The sequence below is a fragment of the Streptomyces sp. NPDC088812 genome, from assembly GCF_044750285.1.
Taxonomy (GTDB): domain Bacteria; phylum Actinomycetota; class Actinomycetes; order Streptomycetales; family Streptomycetaceae; genus Streptomyces.
On sequence record NZ_JBIVJP010000018.1, the window covers coordinates 214,205 to 235,713 of the forward strand.

Sequence of the window (21,509 nt, forward strand, 5' to 3'; positions counted from 1 at the left end):
GTCCGCGCGCCCGGCCGGTCCCGAGCGGCGCCCGACCGATGTGGCCGTCCGCGCCCCTGCCGGTCGCGAGCGGCACCCGCGTCACGGTCGGCGGTCGGCGGTCTCGGCGTACTCGTAGACCGAACCGTCCGGGTGCAGCGCGATCAGATTGCGGCCCACCGGCGTCGCCAACGGCCCCGCGAGCACGTCCGCGCCCAGTTCGGTGAGCCGTTTGTACGCCTCGTCGACGTCCGTGACCGCGATCGTCGCCGTGACCTTGCGCAGCACCTCCAGCTCGCTCTCCGGCCCGCTCATCAGCAGGAAGCAGCCGACCGCCGCCACCTCCACACCACCGCGCCCGAACCGCTGCGCGGGCGCGCCGGCCAGACGCTCGTAGAAGGGGACGGCGGCCTCGAGATCGTCGACGCAGACACGCAGCGTGGCTCCCAGGATGTCCATGGCGAGGAGCCTAGTGCGGGCGGCCCGCGCGGGAGGATCCTTCACGCCATCCCCCCGCCGTCCGGCCGTCCCGCGCACGCCGGCCGGCCGACCGCGGCCCCGCGGCCGCCGCCGCGTGCCCGGGACCGGCGTCCGCGCCCGGACCGCCCCGCCCGCCGCCGGTGTCCGCGCCCCGGCCGCCCGGTGCGGGGCCGGCGTCCGGCTCCGGACCGTCTCGCACGGCGCCGGTGGCCGTGACCGGATGCGGCCGGGTGGGCACGAGCGCGTCGGCCGCGCGGACGGCGTGGGCCAGCGCCGCCAGCCCGCCCCCGTCCGCGACCTGGTCGAGGCGCGGGAACTCGTACCGCTCCTCGGCGGCGGCGTGCGCCAGCACGTCCCGGCGCAGGGCCGCGAGCAGACCGGGGAAGGCGGGCGAGTCCGGCTCCACGGCGTCCAGGCGGGCCAGCGCACGCCCGGCCCGCGCCTCCTCCGCGATCCGCCTCCCGGCGAGGCGCGCACCACCGCGCAGGTGTCGGCGCACGAAGGGGTGGACGACCTCCTCCTCGACCGTCTCGTGCACCGCGAGCAGCCGGACCAGGTCCTGGAAGGCCCGCCTGCGCTCCTCGCCCCCGGCCCGCGCCACCTCCTCGAACAGCTTCCGGATGCGCGCGTGCTGCTCCACCAGCAGCTCCACCACGTCGCTTCGCTCGGACATGACCTGAGCTCTCTCCTGAGACGGTGAACCACGTATGAGACGGTGAACCGCGTTCCGCCGGGGCGCACGGCGCACCGGGCCGCCGACCGCGCCCCGCGACCCGCCGGCGTTATCCGCCCGACGCCCCGGGTACCCGCATTCCATGGAACGCATCGATCACCTGGAGCATCTGGACAAGCATCTCGTCGACGAACTGGCGCAGGTGGCACGCGAGACCATCCGCGAGGAACTGCGCGAGCAGACCCGCAAGCAGCGCCGCACGGCCATGCTGTACGCCGCGTCCGGCGCTCTCGCCCTGTACGCGGGTGCCGCCGTAGCGCTGGCCGTGGGGCTGGGGCTCGCCACGGGACTGCCGGACTGGGCCGCCGCGCTGATCACCGCGGCGATCCTCGGCGTCCTGGCGTACGTGCTGCGCGGCGCCGCCCGGCCGCACCGGCACCCGGCCCACCACGAGGCCGCGGCGTCGGCCCCGCACGGCCCCACGGCCGCCGGGGTGACCCCCACCGGGCCGGCCGGCGGCCTCGGCATGCCGTACCCGCCCATGCCGCCCACCCCGCCCGCCGCGGCGCCGCGCCCCGGTGACACCGACCCCGAGTCGCCGCACCACCGGGCGTGATGCCGGGTGCGGACGCGTGGGACGACGGCGGCCGGCCGGGGACGGGCCGTGGTGGTGACCGGGGCCAGCGGCGGCGTCGGCCGGGCCACGGCCCGTGCCTTCGCCGCGCGCGGCGACCGGGTCGCCCTCCTCGCCCGCGGCCGTGAGGGCCTCGCCGCCGCGGCGGACGACGTGCAGCGCACCGGTGGTGAGGCGCTCGTGGTGAGCGTCGACATGGCCGACGCCAAGGCGGTCGAGGACGCGGCGCAGCAGGTCGCCGACGCCTTCGGCCGTATCGACGTGTGGGTCAACAACGCCTTCTCCGGCGTGTTCGCCCCCTTCACGGAGATCACCCCCGACGAGTTCCGCCGGGTGACCGAAGTGACCTACCTGGGCTACGTGTTCGGCACGCGAGCCGCCCTGCGCCACATGCTGCCGCGCGACCGCGGCACGATCGTGCAGGTCGGCTCCGCGCTCGCCTACCGCGGGGTGCCGCTCCAGTCGGCGTACTGCGGGGCCAAGCACGCCATCCAGGGGTTCAACGAGTCGCTGCGCTGCGAACTGCTGCACGGCGGCAGCCGGGTGCGCACGACGATGGTGCAGCTGCCCGCCGTCAACACCCCCCAGTTCGACTGGGTGGTGAACCGCATGCCGGGGCGGCCCCGGCCCGTGGCGCCCGTGTACCAGCCGGAGGTCGCCGCGCGGGCCGTCGTGCACGCCGCGGGACACGCGCGGCGGCGGGAGTACTGGGTGGGCGCCTCCACGGCGGCCACCCTGCTCGCCAACGCCGTCGCCCCCGGGTTCCTCGACCGCTACCTGGCCCGGACGGGCTTCGACGCGCAGCAGGAACCGCGGGACCGGCACGGCCGGGAGACGGAGTCCGCGGCCGGCGGGCCCGGCAACCTGTGGAGCCCGGCCGACGGCCCTCACGGACACGACTTCGGCGCGCACGGCCGTTTCGACGAGGAGTCCGCCACCCGGGACCCGCAGGAGTGGCTCTCGCGCAACCGGAACCGGATGGGCGCCGGGCTGCTGGCCGCGGGCGTGGGCGCGGCGCTCACCGCGAGCCTGCGGCGACGCGACCGGGGCTGACCCGCGGCACCGGGCACACGGTGTCCGACCGCGCGGCGCCGGGCACGTGGTGCCGGGTAAGCGGTGCCCGACTCCTGCGATGCCCGACCCTGTGGAGCCCGGTGCGAGGCGCCCGACGACCGCGCGGTGCCGGGCACGTGGTGCCGGGTAAGCGGTGCCCGACTCCTGCGGTGCCCGACTTTGTGGAGCCCGGTGCGAGGCGCCCGGCACCCGCCCCCCAACCGTCGGGGCCCGGACACCCCCGCCGACGTGCCGGGCAGCGGGTCCGACCGCGCCCCGGTGCCCGACGGCGCGGGCGGCGGAGAACCGGTGGGCGTGCGCCCCCGCGCCGGGACCCCTGCGCCCCCGCGCCGGGACCCCGGACGTTTGGCGGCCCTGGCCAGGGGGACGCGGAAAGCCTCGTACGACACGCTCCCCGCGCCGCGAGGGCGTGGGGAACCCCAGCCGGAGGCGAACCCGTGAGTCGACCCCGCATCGTGATCGTCGGAGCCGGTTTCGCCGGGTACCGGACGGCCCGCGCCCTGACACGGGCGGCCCGGGGCCGGGCCGACATCATCCTGCTGAACCCCACCGACTACTTCCTTTACCTGCCCCTGCTGCCCCAGGTGGCCGCCGGCATCCTCGAACCCCGCCGGGTCACCGTCTCCCTCACCGGCACCCTGTCGGGGGTGCGGCTGGTGCTCGGCGAGGCCGACCGCATCGACCTCGACGGACGCACCGTCCGGTACACCGGCCCCGAGGGCGAACCGGGCACGCTCGCCTACGACCGGCTGGTGCTCGCCGCGGGCAGTGTCAACAAGCTGCTGCCCATCCCCGGCGTCGCCGAGCACGCGCACGGCTTCCGCGGTCTGCCCGAGGCGCTGTACCTGCGCGACCACGTCACCCGTCAGACGGAGCTCGCCGCCGTCGCCGACAGCGCCGCGGAGTGCGTGGCGCGCTGCACGTTCGTGGTGGTCGGGGCCGGCTACACCGGCACCGAGGTCGCCGCGCAGGGGCAGCTGTTCACCGACGCGCTGGCCCGCGCGCACCCGCCGGCCACGGGGATGCGACCGCGCTGGCTGCTCCTCGACGTCGCCGAGCGGGTCCTGCCCGAGCTGGACGAACGGCTCTCGCGCACCGCCGACCGGGTGCTGCGCGAACGGGGCGTCGACGTGCGCACGGGCACCTCCGTGAAGGAGGCCACCCGCGACGGGGTCCTGCTCACCGACGGCGCGTTCGTCGACACCCGCACCCTGGTGTGGTGCGTGGGCGTACGGCCCGATCCGCTCGCCGAGTCCCTGGGGCTGCCGATGGAACGCGGCCGGCTCCTCGTCGAGCCCACGCTCCGGGTGCCGGGCCGGCCCGAGGTGTTCGCCTGCGGTGACGCGGCCGCCGTACCCGACCTGGAGAAGCCTGGGCAGTACACGCCGATGACCGCCCAGCACGCCTGGCGGCAGGGCAGGGTCGCCGGGCACAACATCGCGGCCTCCCTGACCGGGGGCACGCTGCGGCCGTACCGGCACAAGGACAAGGGGTTCGTCGTCGACCTCGGCGGGGTCAAGGCCGCCGCCAACCCGCTCGGCGTCCCGCTCTCCGGGCTGCCGGCCGGCGCGGTCACCCGCGGCTACCACCTCGCCGCCATGCCCGGCAACCGCGTCCGGGTCGCCGCCGACTGGCTGCTGGACGCCGTCCTGCCGCGCCAGGCCGTCCAGTTGGGCCTCGTCCGCTCGTGGGCGGTGCCGCTGGACACGGCGTCGCCGGAACTGACCCGCGTCCCCGACCGGCCCGGACACCGTGCCTCGGCGTCCTCCGGACCGGGAGCCGCCCTCGCCCCGGAGGCGGGCGGCGACACGGGCGCGGGAGGCGACGACGACACCGGGGCGGTCGTCGCGCCGACCCCGGAACCGGCGAGGCACCCGACGCACGGGGAGCCCGTGCGGCATCCGGCACCCGGGCAGCCCGCGGGGCACCGGCCCGGCACGGGCTCGGACCCTGGCGGTGAGCGCCCCGGTCCGGCAGCGGACCGGGACACCACCGCGGCGGCTCCCGATCCCGATCCCGATCCCGGCCCCGATCCCGATCCCGGCCCCGATCCCAGCCCCGATCCCGGCCCCGGGCCCGCCTCCGCTCCCGCCCGGCAGGCGGGCGGCGACACGGGCGCGGGAGGCGACGACGACACCGGGGCGGTCGTCGCGCCGACCCCGGAGACCGCCAGGCGGCCCCCGCACGAGGAGACCGCCAGACATTCCCCGCACGAGGAGAACGCCAGGCATTCCCCGCATGAGGAGACCGCCGCCAGGCGTTCCCCGCACGAGGAGCCCCCGGGGCCGCGGCCCTCCGACAGCCGCCGGTCCCAGGCGCGTCCGGGCGGGCACGAGCCCGCCCCCGGTCCCGTGCGCCGAGCCGACCCCGCCCCCGACCCCGCCCCCGACGCCTCCCCGCGAGCCTCCTCGAAAGGAGACCAGTAACCCGATGGACACCGCCGAACTCACCGCCCTCGGACAGCAGTTGCGCGTGGACAGCGTCCGCGCCTCCGCCGCCGCGGGCTCCGGGCACCCGACGTCCTCCATGTCCGCCGCCGACCTGATGGCCGTACTGCTGGCGAACCACCTCCACTACGACTTCGACCGCCCCGCCCACCCCGGCAACGACCGCTTCGTCCTGTCCAAGGGCCATGCCTCCCCGCTGCTGTACGCGGCCTACAAGGCGGCCGGCGCCCTCGGCGACGAGGAGCTGCTCACCTTCCGCAAGCTCGGCAGCCGACTGGAGGGGCACCCCACCCCGCAGCGGCTGCCCTGGGTGGAGACCGCCACCGGCTCGCTCGGACAGGGGCTGCCGGTGGGCGTCGGCATCGCGCTGTCCGTGCAGCGGCTGGAGCGTTCCGAGGCGCGCGTGTGGGTGCTGTGCGGGGACAGCGAGCTGGCCGAGGGCTCGGTGTGGGAGGCGTCCGAGCACGCGGGCCACGAGCGCCTGGACAACCTCACCGTGATCGTCGACGTCAACCGGCTCGGTCAGCGCGGCCCGACCCGGCACGGCCACGACCTCGACGCCTACGCCCGCCGCTTCCAGGCCTTCGGCTGGCACACCGTCGAGCTCGACGGCCACGACGTCGACGCCGTCGACCGCGCGTACGGCGAGGCCCGGTCCACGCAGGGCCAGCCCACCGCGATCCTCGCCCGCACCCTCAAGGGCAAGGGCGTGGAAGCCGTCGAGGACCGCGAGGGCCTGCACGGCAAGCCGCTGAAGGAACCCGAGGAGGCGATCGCCGAACTCGGCGGCCCCCGTGACCTGCGCGTCCGGGTGCACGAGCCGTCCGCGGCCCGCATGCTGCACTCCGTCTCCACGGGCCCGCTCGACCTGCCCCGCTGGGAGCGGGGCGAGAAGGTCGCCACCCGCGACGCCTACGGCCGGGCCCTGGCCGCCCTCGGCGCCGCCCGCTCCGACGTCGTCGCCCTCGACGGCGAGGTGAGCGACTCCACCCGCGCCGAGTTCTTCGCCAAGGAACACCCCGAGCGGTTCTTCGAGTGCTACATCGCCGAGCAGCAGCTCGTCGCCGCCGCGGTCGGCCTGTCGACGCGCGGCTGGGTGCCGTACGCGTCCACGTTCGCGGCCTTCCTGAGCCGCGCGTACGACTTCGTGCGCATGGCATCGGTCAGCGGGGCCGGGATCAACCTGGTCGGCTCGCACGCCGGGGTCTCCATCGGGCAGGACGGGCCCTCGCAGATGGGGCTGGAGGACCTGGCGATGTTCCGGGCCGTGCACGGCTCGACGGTGCTGTACCCGTGCGACGCCCACCAGACCGCCCGTCTGGTCGCCGCCATGGCCGGCCTGGACGGCATCCGCTACCTGCGCACCTCGCGCGGCGACGCCCCCGTGCTCTACGGGCCCGACGAGGAGTTCCCGGTGGGCGGCAGCAAGGTGCTGCGCTCCTCCGACCGGGACCGGCTGACGCTGGTCGCCGCCGGCGTCACCGTGCACGAGGCGCTGAAGGCCGCCGACGCCCTGGCCGGGGAGGACGTCCCGGTGCGCGTGATCGACCTGTACTCGGTCAAGCCCGTCGACCGGGTCACCCTGCGGCGGGCCGCGGAGGAGACCGGCTGCCTGGTGACCGTGGAGGACCACCACGCGGAGGGCGGCCTCGGCGACGCCGTCCTGGAGGCCTTCTCCGACGGCCGGCCGGTGCCCCGCCTGGCGCGCCTGGCCGTGCGGACGATGCCGGGCTCGGCGAGCCCGGACGAACAGCTGCACGCGGCCGGGATCGACGCCGAGTCGATCGCCGCCTCCGCCCGGCTGCTGGTGGAGACGGCGGTCGTGCCGTGACGGCGGGCGACGGCCCCGGCATCCGCAGGGTGCGCGCGGGCCGCCGCACCGTCGAGGTGCACCGGCCGGACAAGGTGCTCTTCCCCGGCGAGGGGAACGCCAGGGAGTACACCAAGGGCGACCTCGTCGCCTACTACCGGTCGGTGGCCGCGTTCATGCTGCCGCACCTGCGCGGCCGGCCCCTGATGCTGGAGAGGCACCCCGACGGCGTCGACGGCCCGCGCTTCGTGCAGAAGAACACCCCCGAGCACTACCCGGAGTGGATCACCAGGGTGGAGCTGCCGAAGGAGGACGGCATTGTCCGCCACACCGTCTGCGACGACTCCGCCGGCCTCGTCCTCCTCGCCGACCAGGCCTGCGTCACCCTGCACCGCTGGCTCTCCCGGGCCGGCCACCCGCACCGCCCGGACGTGATGGTCTTCGACCTCGACCCCGGGGGCGAGGACTTCGGCGCCGTCCGCGAGGCCGCCCGGTGGACGGGCGACCTGCTCGACGAGCTCCGGCTGCCGTCGGCGCTGATGACGACCGGCTCACGCGGCCTGCACGTCGTCGTCCCCCTCGACGGCCGGCACGACTTCGACGAGGTCCGCGCCTTCGCCCGGGACGCCGCCGGCCTGCTCGCCGCCGAACACCCCGACCGGCTGACCACCGCGGCCCGCAGGAAGGACCGCGGCGGCCGCCTCTACCTCGACGTGCAGCGCAACGCGTACGCGCAGACCGCCGTCGCCCCCTACTCGGTGCGCGCCCTTCCCGGCGCGCCCGTCGCCACACCGATCACCTGGGAGCAGCTCGACGACCCCGCCCTCGGCCCGCGCCGCTGGACCGTCGCGGACGCCGTCGAGCAGGCCCGTACGAACCCGTGGTCGGGCCTGACCGGCCGCCGCGGCCGCGCCCTGGGCCCGGCCCGGCGCCGCCTCGACGCCCTGCGTGGCTGATACACCGACCGCCGGTACGCAGCCCGTCCGTGCGGCGGCGCAGACGCATGCGTTCGTGAAGGTTTGGCCAAGGACCTACCGGCCACCCGGAGGAAGAGGTGGTCATGGCGAACACAAGACACACAGGGCATTCGCAGACTGCACGGAAACCGAACGAGTCGAACGACGACGACTCGAACGACAACGTCTCGAGCGGCAACGTCTCGAACGACGACGACTCGAACGACAAGGACGAGGAAGTGGCGGACGACCGGCCCAGGCCCATGGAGATCCTGCGCGAGGCGCGCAGCCAGCTCGCGGAGCTGACCGGCATGACCGCCGAGAGCGTCTCGTCCTTCGAGCAGACGGAGGACGGCTGGTCGCTGGAGGTCGAGGTGCTGGAACTCGCCCGGGTTCCGGACACGATGAGCCTGATGGCGAGCTACCAGGTCGAACTCGACCCGCAGGGCCAGCTCACCGGCTACCGGCGGGTCCGCCGTTACGAACGCGGGCGGGCCGATGCACATCGGCCCGGCGGCCGTTAGGCCGCACGCCCGCAGTCACACCAGAACACCATCCACAAGACAAGGAGGCACGGTCGGTATGACGGTTGTTCCGGCAACACAGTCCGGCGGCGGGGGTGGCAGCAGCGGCCTCTACGACGTGCTGGAGCTCGTCCTGGACAGGGGGCTCGTCATCGATGCGTTCGTGCGGGTCTCCCTGGTAGGCATCGAGATCCTGAAGATCGACGTCCGGGTCGTCGTGGCCAGCGTCGACACCTACCTCCGCTTCGCCGAGGCGTGCAACCGCCTCGACCTGGAGGCCGGCCCGCGCAAGAGCCCGGGGCTGCCCGACGTCGTCGGCCAGATCACCGAGTCCGGCGCGCGCGGCAAGTCCAAGGGGGCGCTCTCCGGTGCCGCCGAGACCATCTCCGGCGCCTTCAAGCAGGCCCGTGAGGAGAGCCAGGCCGAGCGGCCGCGTGCCCGCCGGTCCACCTCCTCCCGCAGGAAGGAGGACGAGGAGTGAGCACGTACGTCTACGGCATCACCGCGAGCTCGCAGACGACGCTCCCCGAGGGGCTGACCGGGGTGGGCGAGCCGCCCACTCCCGTGCGCGTGCTGACCGAGGGCGGGCTGGCGGCGATCGTCAGCGACGCGCCGGAGGACCTGCGGCCCAAGCGCAGGGAACTGCTCGCCCACCAGAACGTCCTCGCCGAGGCCGGCGCGGAGGGCTGTGTGCTGCCCATGCGGTTCGGCAGCGTCGCCCCCGACGACGCGGCCGTCACCGGGGTGCTCGCCGAGCGCGCCGACCACTACGAGGAACGCCTGCGGGCCCTCGACGGCAAGGTCGAGTACAACGTGAAGGCCACCCACATCGAGGAGGCCGTGCTGCACCAGGTCATGGCGGAGAGCCCCGAGCTGCGGGCCCTCGCCGAGGCCAACCGGCAGGCCGGCGGCGGCACGTACGAGCAGCGCCTCCAGCTCGGCGAGATGGTGGCCGCCGCGGTGAAGGCCCGTGAGGCCCAGGACGCGGCCGAGGTCCAGCAGGCCCTGGAGCCGCTGGGCGCGGCCGTCAGCGTCGGCCCGGAGTCCTCGGGCTGGCTGGCCAACGTGTCGTTCCTGGTGGCACGGGACCGGGCCGCGGAGTTCGCGAACGCGGTGGAGGACCTGCGCAAGGAGCGGCCGCACCTCGACGTGCGCCTCAACGGTCCGCTGCCGCCGTACAGCTTCGTCGAGCCCGGCCCGGCCCAGCCCGCGGGGGCGACGGCCGTGGAGTGACGGGGAACAAGCACGCAACGAGCCTAGGAGCGGGAGATGGGGCTGATCTCGGAGGTGCTGCTGCTGCCGTTCGCACCGGTGCGCGGCAGCGGATGGGTGATCGGGCAGGTGCTCCGCGAGGCGGAGCGGATCTACTACGACCCTGCCACGGTCCGGGCCGAACTCTCCCGCCTCGAGGAGCAGTTGGAGGCCGGTGAGATCACGGAGGAGGAGTTCGACCAGAGGGAGGACGAACTCCTCGACCGACTGGAGACGGCCATGCGCCGCAGCGCGGGAACGGACGGGACGGCACGATGAATCGAGTGGGACTGGGCCTCGCGATAGGGGCCGGGTACGCCCTCGGGCGTACCAAGAAGATGAAGCTGGCGCTCGCCGTCGGTTCGCTGGTGGCCGGGAAGCGGCTGAAGCTGAGCCCGAAGGCGCTGGCCGACCTGCTGTCGCAGCAACTGCGGGACAACCCCCAGTTCAAGGAGATCGGCAACGAACTCCGCCAGGATCTCCGGGGCGTGGGCAAGGCCGCTTCCGGCGCCATGGTCGAGCGGCAGGTCAACGCGCTCGCCGACCGGCTGCACGGCCGTACCGCCCAGGTCCGCGACCAGCTGTCGGGCGTCGTCCCGGACGTGCCCGGCACGCGCGGGCGGCGGGACGACGAGGACGAGTACGACGAGGACGACGCGTACGACGAGGACGAGCACGAGGAGCCGCCGGAGGAGGAGCCCGAGGAGGAGCCCCGGGACGAGGAGCCGGAGGACGAGGGCGGTGAGCCGCCGCGGAAGAAGGCGGCGGCGAAGAAGGCGCCCGCGCCGCAGGCCCCCGAGGAGCGGGCCGCCAAGAAGGCCCCGGCCAAGAAGGCCCCCGTCAAGAAGGCGCCGGCGATGGCCGCCAAGAAGACCGCCGCGGCCAAGAAGGCGGCGGCGAGGACGGTCTCCCGTGTCCGAGGAGCGAAGGGAGGCGGTGAGCGATGACCGAGACCCTCGGTTCCGTGAAGTCCGCTGCGGGCAAGGCGACCGGCGGCAATCCGCTCGCCGGCGTCGCGCAGAGCGAGGCCGCCGACCGGCTGAAGGCGGAGGTACAGGAGTACCTCGCCGCCCAGGCCCAGCGGCTGATGGTCGGTGTCGGCCGCAAGCTGGGCGAGACCACCGTCAAGCTGAACGACATCGCCGAGGGCAAGAGCCCCGGCTTCGCCAAGCTGGCCCTGGACGGCGGCCGCAAGCTGGCCGAGGGCAAGGGCCCGCTGCGCACCGCCCTGGAGCTCGGCGTCTCCCGCGCCAAGGACAGCGTGACCGGAGCGCTGAAGAACCTCGGCGGCGGCAAGAGCAAGCGCAAGCGCAGCGCGGGCAAGAAGCCCACCGTCATCATGGAGCAGATCGACGTCGGCGTGCCGCTGCGCACGGCCTACGACCAGTGGACCCAGTACCAGGACTTCAGCACCTTCGCCAAGGGCGTCAAGAGCGCGAGCCGCGCCGACGAGACCACCAGCGACTGGCAGGTGAAGGTCTTCTGGTCCAACCGCAGCTGGAAGGCGAAGACCACCGAGCAGGTGCCCGACGACCGGATCTCCTGGGCCTCGGAGGGCGCCAAGGGCACCACGAAGGGCGTCGTCTCCTTCCACCGGCTCGCCGATCACCTCACCCGCGTCCTGCTGGTCATCGAGTACTACCCCACGGGGTTCTTCGAGAAGACCGGCAACATCTGGCGCGCCCAGGGCCGACGCGCCCGCCTCGACCTGAAGAACTTCGCCCGCTTCATCACCCTGAAGGGGGAGGTGCAGGACAGCTGGCGCGGTGAGATCCGCGACGGCGAGGTCGTCCGCTCCCACGAGGACGCGCTCGCCGAGGAAGGCGAGGAGCGCGAGGACGAGGAACGCGGCGAGGACGAGGAACGCGGCGAGGAGGAGGAAGCTCCTTACGCCGAGGAGGAGGCCGGCGGGGCCGAGGAAGAGGCCGGCGAGCCCGGCGAGGCCGAGGAGGACGAGGGCGAGGAGTACGAGGAGGAGCCCGAGTCCGAGTCCGAGTACGACGAGGAGCCCGAGGAGGAGTACGAGGAGCGGGAGCCCGAGGGCGACGAGCAGTACGACGAGGACGAGGACGAGTACGAGGACGAAGAGGCGGCGCGTGAAAAGGGCGGGAGCCGGCGATGAGCATGCCGAGCCGGATGCCGGAGCCGTACGGCCAGGGCAGCGGGGCCAACCTCGCCGACATCCTGGAACGTGTCCTGGACAAGGGCATCGTCATCGCCGGCGACATCCGGATCAACCTGCTCGACATCGAACTGCTCACGATCAAGCTCCGTCTCATCGTCGCCTCGGTCGACAAGGCCAAGGAGATGGGCATCGACTGGTGGGAGACCGACCCGGCGCTGTCCAGCCGCGCCCGCCGCGACGAACTCGCGCGTGAAAACGCCGAGTTGCGTGAGCGGCTGGCGCGCCTGGAGGAACTGGAACCCGGTCGGACCCGTGCGCGGGAGGAGTCCCCATGACCGCACTGCGGTACGTGTACGCCGTCTGCCGCCCCTTCGGCGCGCCGCTCCAGGCCGAGCTGACGGGGGTCGGGGGCGCGCCCGCCAAACTGGTGCACCACCACGGTCTCGTCGCGGTCGTCAGCGCCGTGCCGGAGCGTGACTTCGCCGAGGAGCCGCTGCGCGCCCATCTGGAGGACCTGGACTGGCTCTCCGCGACCGCCCGGGGCCACCAGCAGGTGATCGACGCGCTCACGGCGGTCACCACGCCGCTGCCGCTCCGGATGGCGACCGTCTTCCGGGACGACAGCGGCGTCCGCGTGATGATCGAGGAGCGCGAGGAGGACTTCCGGCGCACCCTGGACCGGCTCGAGGGCCGGGTGGAGTGGGGGGTGAAGGTGTACGTCGAGGCCGGGAGCGACGCCCGGGAGGACACGGCGGCCGCGGCTCCGGCGAAGCCCGCCTCCGGCCGGGACTACCTGATGCAGCGCCGCCGGCGCGCCAGGGCGGACGACGACGCCTGGCAGCGGGCCGAGCGGTTCGCTGGCCGGCTGCACTCCCTGCTCTCCGAGCGGGCCGACGCCGCCCGCCTCCACCCGCCGCAGAACCCCGCCCTGTCCCGGGCCTCCGGCAAGAACGTACTGAACGCCGCCTATCTGGTTCCGCGCGGGCAGTCGGAGGAGTTCGTGGAGATCGTGGACCGTACGAAGGGCGAGGAATCCGGCATGCGCGTGGAGCTCACCGGACCGTGGGCGGCCTATTCCTTCGTGGACCCCGACGTCGGGGAAGGCGGCGGGAGCGGCGGGGAGAGCGGGACGGCCACCGCCCGGGACACCGAGGAGGAGCGGTCATGACCGTCGTGGAACGGCGTGAGATCGCGCTCGTCGACCTGCTCGACCGGCTGCTGGCCGGCGGGGTCGTCATCACGGGCGACATCACCCTGCGCATCGCGGACGTGGACCTGGTCCGGATCGACCTGAACGCCCTCATCAGCTCCGTGAACAAGAACGTCGCGTCGCCCTGGGGGGAGTCGGCGTGACCGCACCCGACACGCCCGACGCACCGAAGCCCCGGGACGCGGCCGACGGGCCCGGCGCGCCCGACGGGGCCGCTACGGCGCACTCGCGGCGCAACCGGCTGGACCTCGAGCCCGACACCGTCGAGCGCGACCTGGTCAAACTCGTCCTCACCGTGGTCGAGCTGCTGCGCCAGCTGATGGAACGGCAGGCGCTGCGCCGCTTCGACGAGGGGGATCTGACCGAGGAGCAGGAGGAACGCATCGGGCTCACGCTGATGCTGCTGGACGACCGCATGGCGGAGCTGCGTGACCGCTACGGGCTGCGGCCCGAGGACCTCAACCTGGACCTCGGGCCGCTCGGACCGCTGCTTCCCCGGGAGTGACACGGCCGGCCTCTCCGGGCTCCCTGCGGGCACGATCCCGGCGGCGTCCGCTCGGAGCCGGGTCACCACCGGCCCGCGCGACTCACCACCGGCCCCCTCCGCGGATCAGACGTCCTTCCGGCACAGCACCTCTCCGTGCAGGACGCCGAACCAGCCGTCCTCCCGCTCTCCCCAGGCCCGCCAGGCCTCCGCCACCGCCCGCAGCCGCTCCTCGGTGGCGTGGCCGCCGCGGACGGCACGCTCGGCGTAGGCGGAGGCGACGGTCCGGTCGGCCCACAGCCCGCTCCACCACGCCCGCTCCTCGGGGGTGCTGAACGTCCAGGTGCCCGAGGTGGCCGTGACGTCGGTGAAGCCGGCCGCCAGCGCCCAGGACTTCAGGCGCCGGCCGGCGTCCGGCTCACCGCCGTTGGCGCGGGCCACCCGCTGGTACAGCTCCTGCCAGTCGTCCAGGCCGGGCGAGGCGGGGTACCAGGTCATGGCCGCGTAGTCGGAGTCCCGTACGGCGACGAACCCGCCGGGCCGGGTGACGCGCCGCATCTCGCGCAGCGCCTGCACCGGGTCGCCGACGTGCTGGAGGACCTGGTGGGCGTGGACCACGCAGAACGTGTCGTCGGCGTAGTCCAGGGCGTGGACGTCGGCGACCGCGAAGTCGGTGTTGGTCAGGCCGCGCTCCGCGGCGGTGGCCCGCGCCCGGTCCAGGATGTCCGGAGCGTGGTCGACGCCGGTGACGTGCCCGTCGGGGACCAGGGCCGCCAGGTCGGCGGTGATGGTGCCCGGACCGCAGCCGACGTCCAGGATCTTCATGTGGGGTTTCAGCGAGCCGAGCAGGTAGGCCGCGGAGTTGGCGGCGGTCCGCCAGGTGTGCGAGCGGAGCACCGACTCGTGGTGCCCGTGGGTGTAGACGGCGGTCTCCCGTGCTTTCGGCATGGCTGTGCCCCTTCTCGACGGACCGGTCCCCGGGCTCCGGGGAGTCCGGGGGCGACACCGTCACCGTACGCGCCCAATCGAATGATGAGACAGATCGTCCTGTAATGTGGACTGGCGGTTCGTCAGATAAAGCTGACGGGACGTCAATCTCGTTCCCTGTGTGGCCAGTACGGCGTCAGTACCTCGGGCTGCCTGGCGAGCAGCCGGTCACGCAGCGCGTGCCGGCCCGGGGGCTGGGCCCTGGGGCCCAGGGCGGCCAGGTCGACGTCGGGCGTCATGACCCGCGGGTACCCTGGGGTGGGCCGTTTCCCGCCCGGCGACGCGGGGACGGCGCGCCGAAGACCCGGAGGCCGACCGCATGCGCCTGATCCTCGTCCGCCACGGCGAGACGCCCACCAACGTGGACCACCTGCTGGACACCGCCGTCCCCGGGCCGGGGCTGACCGCGCTCGGCGAGCGGCAGGCCGCCGCGCTGCCCGAGGTCCTCGCCGGAGAGGACATCGAGGCCCTCTACGCCTCCACCCTCGTGCGCACCCAGCTCACGGCCGCCCCGCTGGCCGCGGCCCGCGGCCTCGACGTACGCGTGCGCGACGGCCTGCGGGAGATCGCCGCGGGCGACCTGGAAATGCTGCCGGGCGACCTGGGACACGGCGAGCTCTACCTGCGCACCGCCCTGGCCTGGGCGGCCGGGAACACCGGACTGCGCATGCCGGGCGGGGAGAGCGGCGCCGAGTTCCTCGCCCGCTACGACGCCGTCGTCGCCGAGGCCGCCGACAGCGGCGCCGCCTGCGTCGCCCTGGTCAGCCACGGCGCCGCCGTCCGCACCTGGACGGCCGCCCGCGCCCACAACGTCGACATCCCCTTCGCCGCCGCCCGCCGTCTGGCCAACACCGGCGTGGTCGTCCTGGAGGGCTCCCCGGCCGACGGCTGGAAGGCCCTGACCTGGGCAGGCGCGACCGTCGCCCCCGAGGGCGAGCCCGGACCGACGGGCGAGCCGCTCGGCGACGGCGGACCGGCGGGCGAACGGCTGGGCTGGACCGGTGGGTGAGCCGGTGGGGCGGGGCCGGTACGTGAACGACGGCCGGGCGCGGTCCGAGGGCCGGTGAGCCGCCGTCCTCGGGTCGGCCGGGCTCCGTCCGCGCCGGCCGACGGCTCCCCGTACCGGCGGGGTGAGCCGGTCGGCGAGGGCGGACCGGTGGGCGAACGGGTGGGCGAACGGGTGGGCTGGACCGGCAGGTGAGCCGGCGGGCTGGACGGGCGGGTGAGCGGCGGCCGGGCGCGGTCCGCGGGCCGGTGGGCCGCCGTCCTCGGGTCGGCGGGGCTCCGTCCGCGCCGGCCGACGGCTCCCCGCACCGGCGGGGTGAGCCGGTCGGCGAGGGCGGACCGGTGGGCGAACGGGTGGGCGAACGGGTGGGCTGGACCGGTGGGTGAGCCGGCGGGCTGGAGGGGCGGGTGAGCGGCGGCCGGGCGCGGTCCGAGGGCCGGTGGGCCGCCGCCCCCGCGCCGGCCGGCGGCCTCCCGGGCCGACGGGCGCGGGCGCGGCCCGCGGCCCAATGCGTTTGCCGTCGCCCGCGGGCGGCCCGCAGAATGCCTCTCCATGGGACATCTGGAAGCCGCGCACCTCGAGTACCACCTCCCCGACGGGAGGACGCTGCTCGGCGATGTGTCCTTCCGGGTGGGAGAGGGGGCCGTCGTGGCCCTCGTCGGGCCCAACGGCGCCGGCAAGACCACCCTGCTGCGGCTGGTCTCCGGGGAGCTGAAGCCGCACGGCGGCACCGTCACCGTCAGCGGCGGGCTCGGCGTGATGCGCCAGTTCGTGGGCTCCGTACGGGACGAGACGACCGTACGGGACCTGCTGGTGTCGGTCGCGCCGCCCCGCATCCGGGAGGCCGCACGCGCCGTCGACCGGGCCGAGCACGCCCTCATGACCGTCGACGACGAGGCCGCGCAGCTCGCGTACGCGCAGGCCCTCGCCGACTGGGCCGAGGCCCGCGGATACGAGGCGGAGACGCTGTGGGACGTGTGCACCACGGCCGCGCTCGGCGTGCCGTACGAGAAGGCGCAGTGGCGGCAGGTGCGCACCCTGTCCGGCGGCGAGCAGAAGCGGCTGGTGCTGGAGGCGCTGCTGCGCGGCACCGACGAGGTGCTGCTGCTCGACGAGCCCGACAACTACCTCGACGTGCCGGGCAAGCGCTGGCTGGAGGAGCGGCTGAAGGAGACCCGCAAGACGGTCCTCTTCGTCTCCCACGACCGCGAACTCCTCTCCCGCGCCGCCGAGAAGATCGTCTCCGTCGAACCGGGGCCGGCCGGCGCCGACGCCTGGGTGCACGGCGGCGGCTTCGCCACCTACCACGAGGCGCGCCGCGAACGTTTCGCCCGCTTCGAGGAACTGCGCCGGCGCTGGGACGAGAAACACGCCCAGCTGAAGAAGCTCGTCCTGAACCTCCGTCAGGCCGCCGCCGTCAGCCATGAGATGGCCTCCCGCTACCAGGCCGCCCAGACCCGGCTGCGCAAGTTCGAGGAGGCGGGCCCGCCGCCCGAGCCGCCGCGCGAGCAGGACATCACCATGCGCCTCAAGGGCGGCCGCACCGGCGTCCGGGCCGTCACCTGCCGGGGACTCGAGCTGACCGGCCTGATGCACCCCTTCGACCTGGAGGTCTTCTACGGCGAACGCGTCGCCGTCCTCGGCTCCAACGGTTCCGGGAAGTCGCACTTCCTGCGCCTGCTGGCCGGGGAGGAGGTGGCGCACACCGGGGAGTGGAAGCTCGGCGCGCGGGTCGTCCCCGGGCACTTCGCCCAGACCCACGCCCACCCCGAACTCCAGGGCCGCACCCTCCTCGACATCCTGTGGCAGGAGCACTCCCAGGACCGGGGCGCGGCCATGTCACGGCTGCGCCGCTACGAGCTGACCCAGCAGGCCGAGCAGTCCTTCGACCGGCTCTCCGGAGGCCAGCAGGCACGCTTCCAGATCCTCCTGCTGGAGCTGCGGGGCGCCACCGCCCTGCTGCTCGACGAGCCGACCGACAACCTCGACCTGGAGTCCGCCGAAGCCCTCCAGGAGGGCCTGGAAGCCTTCGACGGCACGGTCCTCGCCGTCACCCACGACCGCTGGTTCGCCCGCTCCTTCGACCGCTACCTGGTCTTCGGCAGCGACGGCCGGGTCCGGGAGACCCCGGAGCCGGTGTGGGACGAGCGGCGCGTGGAGCGGGCCCGCTGACCCCACGGGGCGGCGGTGCCGCTGCTCCACGGGCCCGCTGCTCCACGGGCCCGCTGCTCCACGGGCCCGCTGCTCCACGGGCCCGCTGCTCCAGGGGCTCCCGGGCGGAACGTCACTTCCGCCCCGGGCGGAACGTCACTTCCAGCGCAGCAGCGCGCCCAGGCCGCCCACCGGGGCCTCCTCGCCCGCCGCAGGGACGACGAGCACGGGCGCGTCCGTGGCGACCGCCGAGCGGATCAGCGCGTCGTCCGCCCGGGCCGCCCACGAGTTCTGCTCGCCGAGCGTCCTGAGCCCCGTGCGGCGCACGGCCACCTGGTCCGGGTCCTCGCCGATCCACACCTCGCGGTGGTTGTCCGGGCCGTCGACGCGGATCAGCAACTCGTCGATCCGGTGCTCCCGGGCCGCCTCGACCAGCGCGGGCACGCCCTCCACGGCCCCGGCACGCCCTTCGTCGTCCGGTGCGCGGGCGGCCAGGAAACGGTCCAGCTCGGCTTCCGCCCGCCGCCGGGTGTGCTCCGTCCGGGCCAGCTCGACGTCCTCGTCCAGCAGCCGGCTGCCCGCGCCGTGCCGGGCCTCGACCACCCGGTCCCGGAGCCGCTGCGGCAACCGCTCGTGCACGGCCCGCACCTCCCGGTCGTCACCGACCAGCACCAGCAGGTCGGCCCCGGTCTCCTCCTGGCACCCGGAGAGCGCGCCGGCGACCTCCCCCGCGTTGTGCTCCCAGGTGTTCTCCACCTTCAGCTGGAAGTGCCGCTCGGACCAGTCGGCGGTCGACGTGCGGTGCAGGGGGTGCTGCCGGCCGGCCACCGACCCCGCGTCCTCCCGGCCCAGCCCGCTGCGCAGCTCCAGGTCGGCGCCCCGGCGGTCGACGTACGCCACCACGCACACCGGGTCCTGCCCGGCCAGCTCCAGCAGCGGGGCCACCCGCGGCAGGGGCGCCCACTCGGCCGTGTCGCCCCGCGGGGGCCGGGCCAGCGACGGGTCGAGGACGACGCGCCCGGCACGGGCGAACAACGCCCGCCCGTGCGGTTCGGAGGAGTGGCGCAGGTCCTCGACCGCGCTCCTCACCGCCCGGCAGGTGGCCTCGTCCGCGCCCTGCTCCGCGAGCCGCCGCGCCATCGCCGAGGCCGTGAGATGCCGTTCGTGGGGGGTGCTCTCCGTGTGCCGGGAGGTGTCGACGTAGACGGAGGCCCAGGGACCGGAATGTTCGTACAGTGGATGCAGGAAAGCGAGATCCATGGCTCCCTCCCGGAGGCCGCTCGAGGGTCGGTGTTCCGCACGCGGGTACCCGAACCCCATGGACGAACACGACGAGTGGGGCACGACCATGACCGGAGTCGACCCGGACCGGCTGGACGACCAGCAGCTCATGAAGGAGCTGGAGACGATCCACCGCACGCGCCACGACACCCTGCTGTACGGCTCGAACGACGCGCTGCGCGCCCACAACGACCGCATGGCCCAGCTGGAGGGCGAGTACCTGCGCCGGAATCCGCGCCGCTCCGTCGCCGCGAGCCGCACCCGCGAGGGGGCCCGGGAACGCGACGCGGCCGACGCCCCGGACGACGCGGGCGGTGGCCGGACCCCGGTCGGCAAGTGGGGGCCGGGCAGAACGGGCGGCCCCGGCGGGGCCTGAGCCCACCGGGGCCGCTCCGGGAACCGATCAGTGTCCCCCGGCCGGGGGACACTGAACAGGCCGGGGGACACTGACCGGGGCCGGTGGGCGTACGCCCTCAGCCGGCCTCCTGCGCGAACACCTCCAGGTACGTCTCGCAGAACGCCTTCAGGTCGTCCGGCCTGCGGCTGGTCACCAGCTTGTTCGGCCCGTGGTCGCACACCTTGACCTGCTCGTCCACCCAGGTGGCGCCCGCGTTGCCGAGATCGGTGCGCAGGCTCGGCCACGAGGTCAGTACGCGGCCGCGGACCACGTCCGCCTCGACGAGCGTCCACGGCGCGTGGCAGATCGCCGCGACCGGGCGGCCCTGCCCGAAGAAGTCCCGGACGAACGCCACGGCCCGCTCGTCGGTGCGCAGGAAGTCCGGGTTGGCGACACCGCCCGGCAGGACCAGTCCGCCGAAGGAGTCCGCGGAGACCTCGCCGACGACCTCGTCCACCGTGAACGTGTCCGCCTTGTCGAGGTGGTGGAAGGCCTGCACCTCACCGGAGGCCGTCGACACCAGGACGGGCTCGTGGCCGGCGTCCACCGCGGCCTGCCACGGATCGGTCAGCTCGACCTGCTCGACGCCCTCGGGCGCGGTCAGAAACGCGATGCGCATGATCGTTCAACGTCCTTTCCCTGGCGTGCCGGGGGCGGTGACACCCCCGGCACGATGCTTCCTGTGACCCGGTCACGGCCCGTCAGCCGGCCCTGACCAGCGTCTCGGACAGTTCCTGCACGTTCGCGAAGCGCGCCTCGTGCGGCAGCCGCCGTACCGCCGCCACCATGGCGTCCGGCGCGTTCTTGCGGCGCAGGGTGCGGGCGAGGTCCTCCGCGCCCGCGGGGAAGGAACTGCGGCCCAGGATGCGGGCCAGCTCCAGCCGTACGGTCTCCAACGACGCCCGGGGGGTGCCCGGCACCACCGGACCGCCCCAGACCTCCGGGTCGTCCTCGGCGGACGGCTCCGGGTCGTGCCACTCCTCGGACCGCGTGGGGTGCCCGGACCTGAGCAGACCCTGCAGTTCGTGCTTCATCTCGTCGTCCCGGTGGACGCTCAGCCGGTCACTGCCTCGCTGCATGTCTCCCTCCAGACCTTAGGGGTCGGCCCCCGCGTACCCGAGGGGCGGCGGCCGACACCGGATGCGGCCCGCCGATGTGCCCCGTCTCCCGTCTCCCGTTCGGCGACGGGAGACGGTTACCGGGATTCATTCGCAGGGCTCCGGCGTTCACGACCTGCTGAGAGTCGTTCACGCCGGGGGTGAAGCGGATCTCGGGACTGCGACGCGGAGCGTCGCGGTGTCGTTGCGGCGGAGCCGGACGCTACTCGCGACGGTGACGGTTCGCTCGCATGTTCCCGGTGACGGCACGTGTTCGACGTGTCTAGCGTGATCGTCATGCAGCTCCGGTACGCCTTCAGGTTGTACCCGGATGCCGGTCAGCGCACGGCGCTGGCCAGGGCGTTCGGGTGCGCCCGCGTCGTGTTCAACGACTGCGTGCGCGCCCGCGAAGACGCCCGGAAGAAGGGACAGCCCTTCCCGGAAGCGGGGGAGCTGTCGAAGAGGCTGATCACCCAGGCGAAACAGACAGCGGAACGAGCCTGGCTGGGCGAGGTCTCCGCGGTCGTCTTGCAGCAGTCGCTGCGCGATGCCGAGGCCGCCTACAGGAACTTCTTCGCTGCCCTCAAGGGCACCCGTAAGGGTCCGAAACCGGGCCCGCCCCGCTTCAAGTCCCGCAAGGACGCGCGGCAGTCGGTCCGTTTCACCGCCAATGCCCGCTGGAAGATCACTGACAGTGGGCGGCTGGACCTGCCGAAGATCGGCGCGGTGAAGGTGAAGTGGTCCCGCACGCTGCCCACCGCCCCCACCTCCGTCACCGTCATCAAGGACAGCGGGGGCAGGTTCTTCGCCTCGTTCGTCATCGACACCGACCCCGCCGAAGACGCCGGGCGGATGCCCGAAACCGACCGCACCATCGGCATCGATCTCGGCCTCATCCACTTCGCGGTGCTGTCGACCGGCGAGAAGATCGACTCCCCCCGGT

The 21,509-nt window shown here is 74.3% G+C and carries 26 protein-coding genes; 19 read left to right on the forward strand and 7 right to left on the reverse strand.

What is annotated here, in order from left to right:
* Positions 1–81: 81 nt before the first annotated feature.
* Both ACIP67_RS29190 and ACIP67_RS29195 read right to left on the reverse strand, forming a co-directional pair.
* Positions 82–438 (reverse strand): VOC family protein, encoded by a 357-nt coding sequence (locus tag ACIP67_RS29190; protein ID WP_401695839.1) that lies wholly within the window; start codon positions 436–438, stop codon positions 82–84.
* Positions 439–448: 10 nt separating this feature from the next.
* Positions 449–1,132 (reverse strand): hemerythrin domain-containing protein, encoded by a 684-nt coding sequence (locus ACIP67_RS29195; protein WP_401695840.1) that lies wholly within the window; start codon positions 1,130–1,132, stop codon positions 449–451.
* A gap of 142 nt (positions 1,133–1,274) precedes the next feature.
* On the opposite strand from ACIP67_RS29195, the gene ACIP67_RS29200 reads away from it, so the two are divergent.
* The 15 genes from ACIP67_RS29200 (at position 1,275) to ACIP67_RS29270 (ending at position 13,668) form a co-directional block, all read left to right on the forward strand.
* Complete coding sequence (locus ACIP67_RS29200; protein WP_401695841.1) at positions 1,275–1,748, forward strand: phage holin family protein; 474 nt, start codon at positions 1,275–1,277, stop codon at positions 1,746–1,748.
* A 48-nt stretch (positions 1,749–1,796) separates the two neighbouring features.
* Positions 1,797–2,819, forward strand: coding sequence for an SDR family oxidoreductase (locus ACIP67_RS29205; RefSeq protein ID WP_401695842.1), 1,023 nt, complete (start codon positions 1,797–1,799; stop codon positions 2,817–2,819).
* Positions 2,820–3,277: 458 nt separating this feature from the next.
* Positions 3,278–5,266, forward strand: coding sequence for an NAD(P)/FAD-dependent oxidoreductase (locus tag ACIP67_RS29210; protein ID WP_401695843.1), 1,989 nt, complete (start codon positions 3,278–3,280; stop codon positions 5,264–5,266).
* Between the two features lie 4 nt (positions 5,267–5,270).
* On the forward strand, positions 5,271–7,118 hold the full coding sequence (locus tag ACIP67_RS29215; protein ID WP_401695844.1) for a transketolase: 1,848 nt from the start codon (positions 5,271–5,273) through the stop codon (positions 7,116–7,118).
* On the forward strand, positions 7,115–8,053 hold the full coding sequence (gene ligD, locus ACIP67_RS29220) for a non-homologous end-joining DNA ligase (protein WP_401695845.1): 939 nt from the start codon (positions 7,115–7,117) through the stop codon (positions 8,051–8,053). Before ACIP67_RS29215 ends, ligD begins: the two co-directional genes overlap by 4 nt.
* A gap of 104 nt (positions 8,054–8,157) precedes the next feature.
* A complete protein-coding gene (locus tag ACIP67_RS29225; protein WP_401695847.1) occupies positions 8,158–8,577 on the forward strand; it encodes a gas vesicle protein in 420 nt (139 codons plus the stop codon).
* A 58-nt stretch (positions 8,578–8,635) separates the two neighbouring features.
* Entirely contained in the window at positions 8,636–9,058 is a 423-nt protein-coding gene (locus tag ACIP67_RS29230) for a gas vesicle structural protein GvpA (RefSeq protein ID WP_389514664.1), read from the forward strand.
* Complete coding sequence (locus ACIP67_RS29235) at positions 9,055–9,810, forward strand: GvpL/GvpF family gas vesicle protein (protein WP_401695848.1); 756 nt, start codon at positions 9,055–9,057, stop codon at positions 9,808–9,810. The genes ACIP67_RS29230 and ACIP67_RS29235 overlap by 4 nt, the downstream gene beginning before the upstream one ends.
* Before the next feature lie 36 nt (positions 9,811–9,846).
* Entirely contained in the window at positions 9,847–10,107 is a 261-nt protein-coding gene (locus tag ACIP67_RS29240; RefSeq protein WP_401695849.1) for a gas vesicle protein GvpG, read from the forward strand.
* Complete coding sequence (locus ACIP67_RS29245; protein WP_401695850.1) at positions 10,104–10,775, forward strand: DNA primase; 672 nt, start codon at positions 10,104–10,106, stop codon at positions 10,773–10,775. Before ACIP67_RS29240 ends, ACIP67_RS29245 begins: the two co-directional genes overlap by 4 nt.
* Positions 10,772–11,950 (forward strand): SRPBCC family protein, encoded by a 1,179-nt coding sequence (locus tag ACIP67_RS29250; RefSeq protein ID WP_401695852.1) that lies wholly within the window; start codon positions 10,772–10,774, stop codon positions 11,948–11,950. Before ACIP67_RS29245 ends, ACIP67_RS29250 begins: the two co-directional genes overlap by 4 nt.
* Entirely contained in the window at positions 11,947–12,288 is a 342-nt protein-coding gene (locus ACIP67_RS29255) for a gas vesicle protein (RefSeq protein ID WP_389514655.1), read from the forward strand. The genes ACIP67_RS29250 and ACIP67_RS29255 overlap by 4 nt, the downstream gene beginning before the upstream one ends.
* Complete coding sequence (locus ACIP67_RS29260) at positions 12,285–13,121, forward strand: GvpL/GvpF family gas vesicle protein (protein ID WP_401695853.1); 837 nt, start codon at positions 12,285–12,287, stop codon at positions 13,119–13,121. Before ACIP67_RS29255 ends, ACIP67_RS29260 begins: the two co-directional genes overlap by 4 nt.
* Positions 13,118–13,306 (forward strand): gas vesicle protein, encoded by a 189-nt coding sequence (locus tag ACIP67_RS29265; protein ID WP_401695854.1) that lies wholly within the window; start codon positions 13,118–13,120, stop codon positions 13,304–13,306. Before ACIP67_RS29260 ends, ACIP67_RS29265 begins: the two co-directional genes overlap by 4 nt.
* 98 nt (positions 13,307–13,404) lie before the next feature.
* The gene (locus ACIP67_RS29270) at positions 13,405–13,668 is read left to right on the forward strand and encodes a gas vesicle protein K (protein WP_401695877.1); all 264 of its coding nucleotides are present in this window, start codon (positions 13,405–13,407) and stop codon (positions 13,666–13,668) included.
* A gap of 105 nt (positions 13,669–13,773) precedes the next feature.
* Here the strand turns inward: ACIP67_RS29270 and ACIP67_RS29275 are convergent, their stop codons facing one another.
* Both ACIP67_RS29275 and ACIP67_RS29280 read right to left on the reverse strand, forming a co-directional pair.
* Complete coding sequence (locus tag ACIP67_RS29275) at positions 13,774–14,595, reverse strand: class I SAM-dependent methyltransferase (RefSeq protein ID WP_401695855.1); 822 nt, start codon at positions 14,593–14,595, stop codon at positions 13,774–13,776.
* Positions 14,596–14,738: 143 nt separating this feature from the next.
* A complete protein-coding gene (locus tag ACIP67_RS29280; RefSeq protein ID WP_401695856.1) occupies positions 14,739–14,873 on the reverse strand; it encodes a hypothetical protein in 135 nt (44 codons plus the stop codon).
* 80 nt (positions 14,874–14,953) lie between these two features.
* Here ACIP67_RS29280 and ACIP67_RS29285 point away from each other — a divergent pair, with 80 nt between their 5' ends.
* Both ACIP67_RS29285 and ACIP67_RS29290 read left to right on the forward strand, forming a co-directional pair.
* Positions 14,954–15,643, forward strand: a complete 690-nt coding sequence (locus tag ACIP67_RS29285; protein ID WP_401695857.1) for a histidine phosphatase family protein — start codon at positions 14,954–14,956, stop codon at positions 15,641–15,643.
* Positions 15,644–16,192: 549 nt separating this feature from the next.
* Entirely contained in the window at positions 16,193–17,812 is a 1,620-nt protein-coding gene (locus tag ACIP67_RS29290; RefSeq protein ID WP_401695858.1) for an ABC-F family ATP-binding cassette domain-containing protein, read from the forward strand.
* Positions 17,813–17,947: 135 nt separating this feature from the next.
* Here ACIP67_RS29290 and ACIP67_RS29295 read toward each other — a convergent pair whose 3' ends face one another.
* Complete coding sequence (locus ACIP67_RS29295; RefSeq protein ID WP_401695859.1) at positions 17,948–19,051, reverse strand: Vms1/Ankzf1 family peptidyl-tRNA hydrolase; 1,104 nt, start codon at positions 19,049–19,051, stop codon at positions 17,948–17,950.
* Positions 19,052–19,109: 58 nt separating this feature from the next.
* On the opposite strand from ACIP67_RS29295, the gene ACIP67_RS29300 reads away from it, so the two are divergent.
* Positions 19,110–19,448 (forward strand): DUF6158 family protein, encoded by a 339-nt coding sequence (locus tag ACIP67_RS29300; protein ID WP_401695860.1) that lies wholly within the window; start codon positions 19,110–19,112, stop codon positions 19,446–19,448.
* A gap of 97 nt (positions 19,449–19,545) precedes the next feature.
* On the opposite strand, the gene ACIP67_RS29305 is transcribed toward ACIP67_RS29300, so the two are convergent.
* Both ACIP67_RS29305 and ACIP67_RS29310 read right to left on the reverse strand, forming a co-directional pair.
* Positions 19,546–20,088, reverse strand: a complete 543-nt coding sequence (locus tag ACIP67_RS29305) for a type 1 glutamine amidotransferase domain-containing protein (protein WP_401695861.1) — start codon at positions 20,086–20,088, stop codon at positions 19,546–19,548.
* Between the two features lie 82 nt (positions 20,089–20,170).
* Positions 20,171–20,548: a DUF2795 domain-containing protein gene (locus tag ACIP67_RS29310; protein ID WP_401695862.1), complete on the reverse strand. Its 378-nt coding sequence runs from the start codon at positions 20,546–20,548 to the stop codon at positions 20,171–20,173.
* Between the two features lie 315 nt (positions 20,549–20,863).
* On the opposite strand from ACIP67_RS29310, the gene ACIP67_RS29315 reads away from it, so the two are divergent.
* Positions 20,864–21,509, forward strand: a 646-nt coding sequence (locus ACIP67_RS29315) for an RNA-guided endonuclease InsQ/TnpB family protein (RefSeq protein WP_401695863.1), incomplete at its 3' end; no start/stop codon positions are given.

Coding starts and splice junctions, on each gene's coding strand:
- ACIP67_RS29190 (WP_401695839.1), bottom strand. CDS start 438: ATGGACATCCTGGGAGCCACGCTGCGTGTCTGCGTCGACGATCTCGAG.
- ACIP67_RS29195 (WP_401695840.1), bottom strand. CDS start 1,132: ATGTCCGAGCGAAGCGACGTGGTGGAGCTGCTGGTGGAGCAGCACGCG.
- ACIP67_RS29200 (WP_401695841.1), top strand. CDS start 1,275: ATGGAACGCATCGATCACCTGGAGCATCTGGACAAGCATCTCGTCGAC.
- ACIP67_RS29215 (WP_401695844.1), top strand. CDS start 5,271: ATGGACACCGCCGAACTCACCGCCCTCGGACAGCAGTTGCGCGTGGAC.
- ACIP67_RS29225 (WP_401695847.1), top strand. CDS start 8,158: ATGGCGAACACAAGACACACAGGGCATTCGCAGACTGCACGGAAACCG.
- ACIP67_RS29230 (WP_389514664.1), top strand. CDS start 8,636: ATGACGGTTGTTCCGGCAACACAGTCCGGCGGCGGGGGTGGCAGCAGC.
- ACIP67_RS29240 (WP_401695849.1), top strand. CDS start 9,847: ATGGGGCTGATCTCGGAGGTGCTGCTGCTGCCGTTCGCACCGGTGCGC.
- ACIP67_RS29245 (WP_401695850.1), top strand. CDS start 10,104: ATGAATCGAGTGGGACTGGGCCTCGCGATAGGGGCCGGGTACGCCCTC.
- ACIP67_RS29250 (WP_401695852.1), top strand. CDS start 10,772: ATGACCGAGACCCTCGGTTCCGTGAAGTCCGCTGCGGGCAAGGCGACC.
- ACIP67_RS29255 (WP_389514655.1), top strand. CDS start 11,947: ATGAGCATGCCGAGCCGGATGCCGGAGCCGTACGGCCAGGGCAGCGGG.
- ACIP67_RS29260 (WP_401695853.1), top strand. CDS start 12,285: ATGACCGCACTGCGGTACGTGTACGCCGTCTGCCGCCCCTTCGGCGCG.
- ACIP67_RS29265 (WP_401695854.1), top strand. CDS start 13,118: ATGACCGTCGTGGAACGGCGTGAGATCGCGCTCGTCGACCTGCTCGAC.
- ACIP67_RS29275 (WP_401695855.1), bottom strand. CDS start 14,595: ATGCCGAAAGCACGGGAGACCGCCGTCTACACCCACGGGCACCACGAG.
- ACIP67_RS29280 (WP_401695856.1), bottom strand. CDS start 14,873: ATGACGCCCGACGTCGACCTGGCCGCCCTGGGCCCCAGGGCCCAGCCC.
- ACIP67_RS29285 (WP_401695857.1), top strand. CDS start 14,954: ATGCGCCTGATCCTCGTCCGCCACGGCGAGACGCCCACCAACGTGGAC.
- ACIP67_RS29290 (WP_401695858.1), top strand. CDS start 16,193: ATGGGACATCTGGAAGCCGCGCACCTCGAGTACCACCTCCCCGACGGG.
- ACIP67_RS29295 (WP_401695859.1), bottom strand. CDS start 19,051: ATGGATCTCGCTTTCCTGCATCCACTGTACGAACATTCCGGTCCCTGG.
- ACIP67_RS29300 (WP_401695860.1), top strand. CDS start 19,110: ATGGACGAACACGACGAGTGGGGCACGACCATGACCGGAGTCGACCCG.
- ACIP67_RS29305 (WP_401695861.1), bottom strand. CDS start 20,088: ATGCGCATCGCGTTTCTGACCGCGCCCGAGGGCGTCGAGCAGGTCGAG.
- ACIP67_RS29310 (WP_401695862.1), bottom strand. CDS start 20,548: ATGCAGCGAGGCAGTGACCGGCTGAGCGTCCACCGGGACGACGAGATG.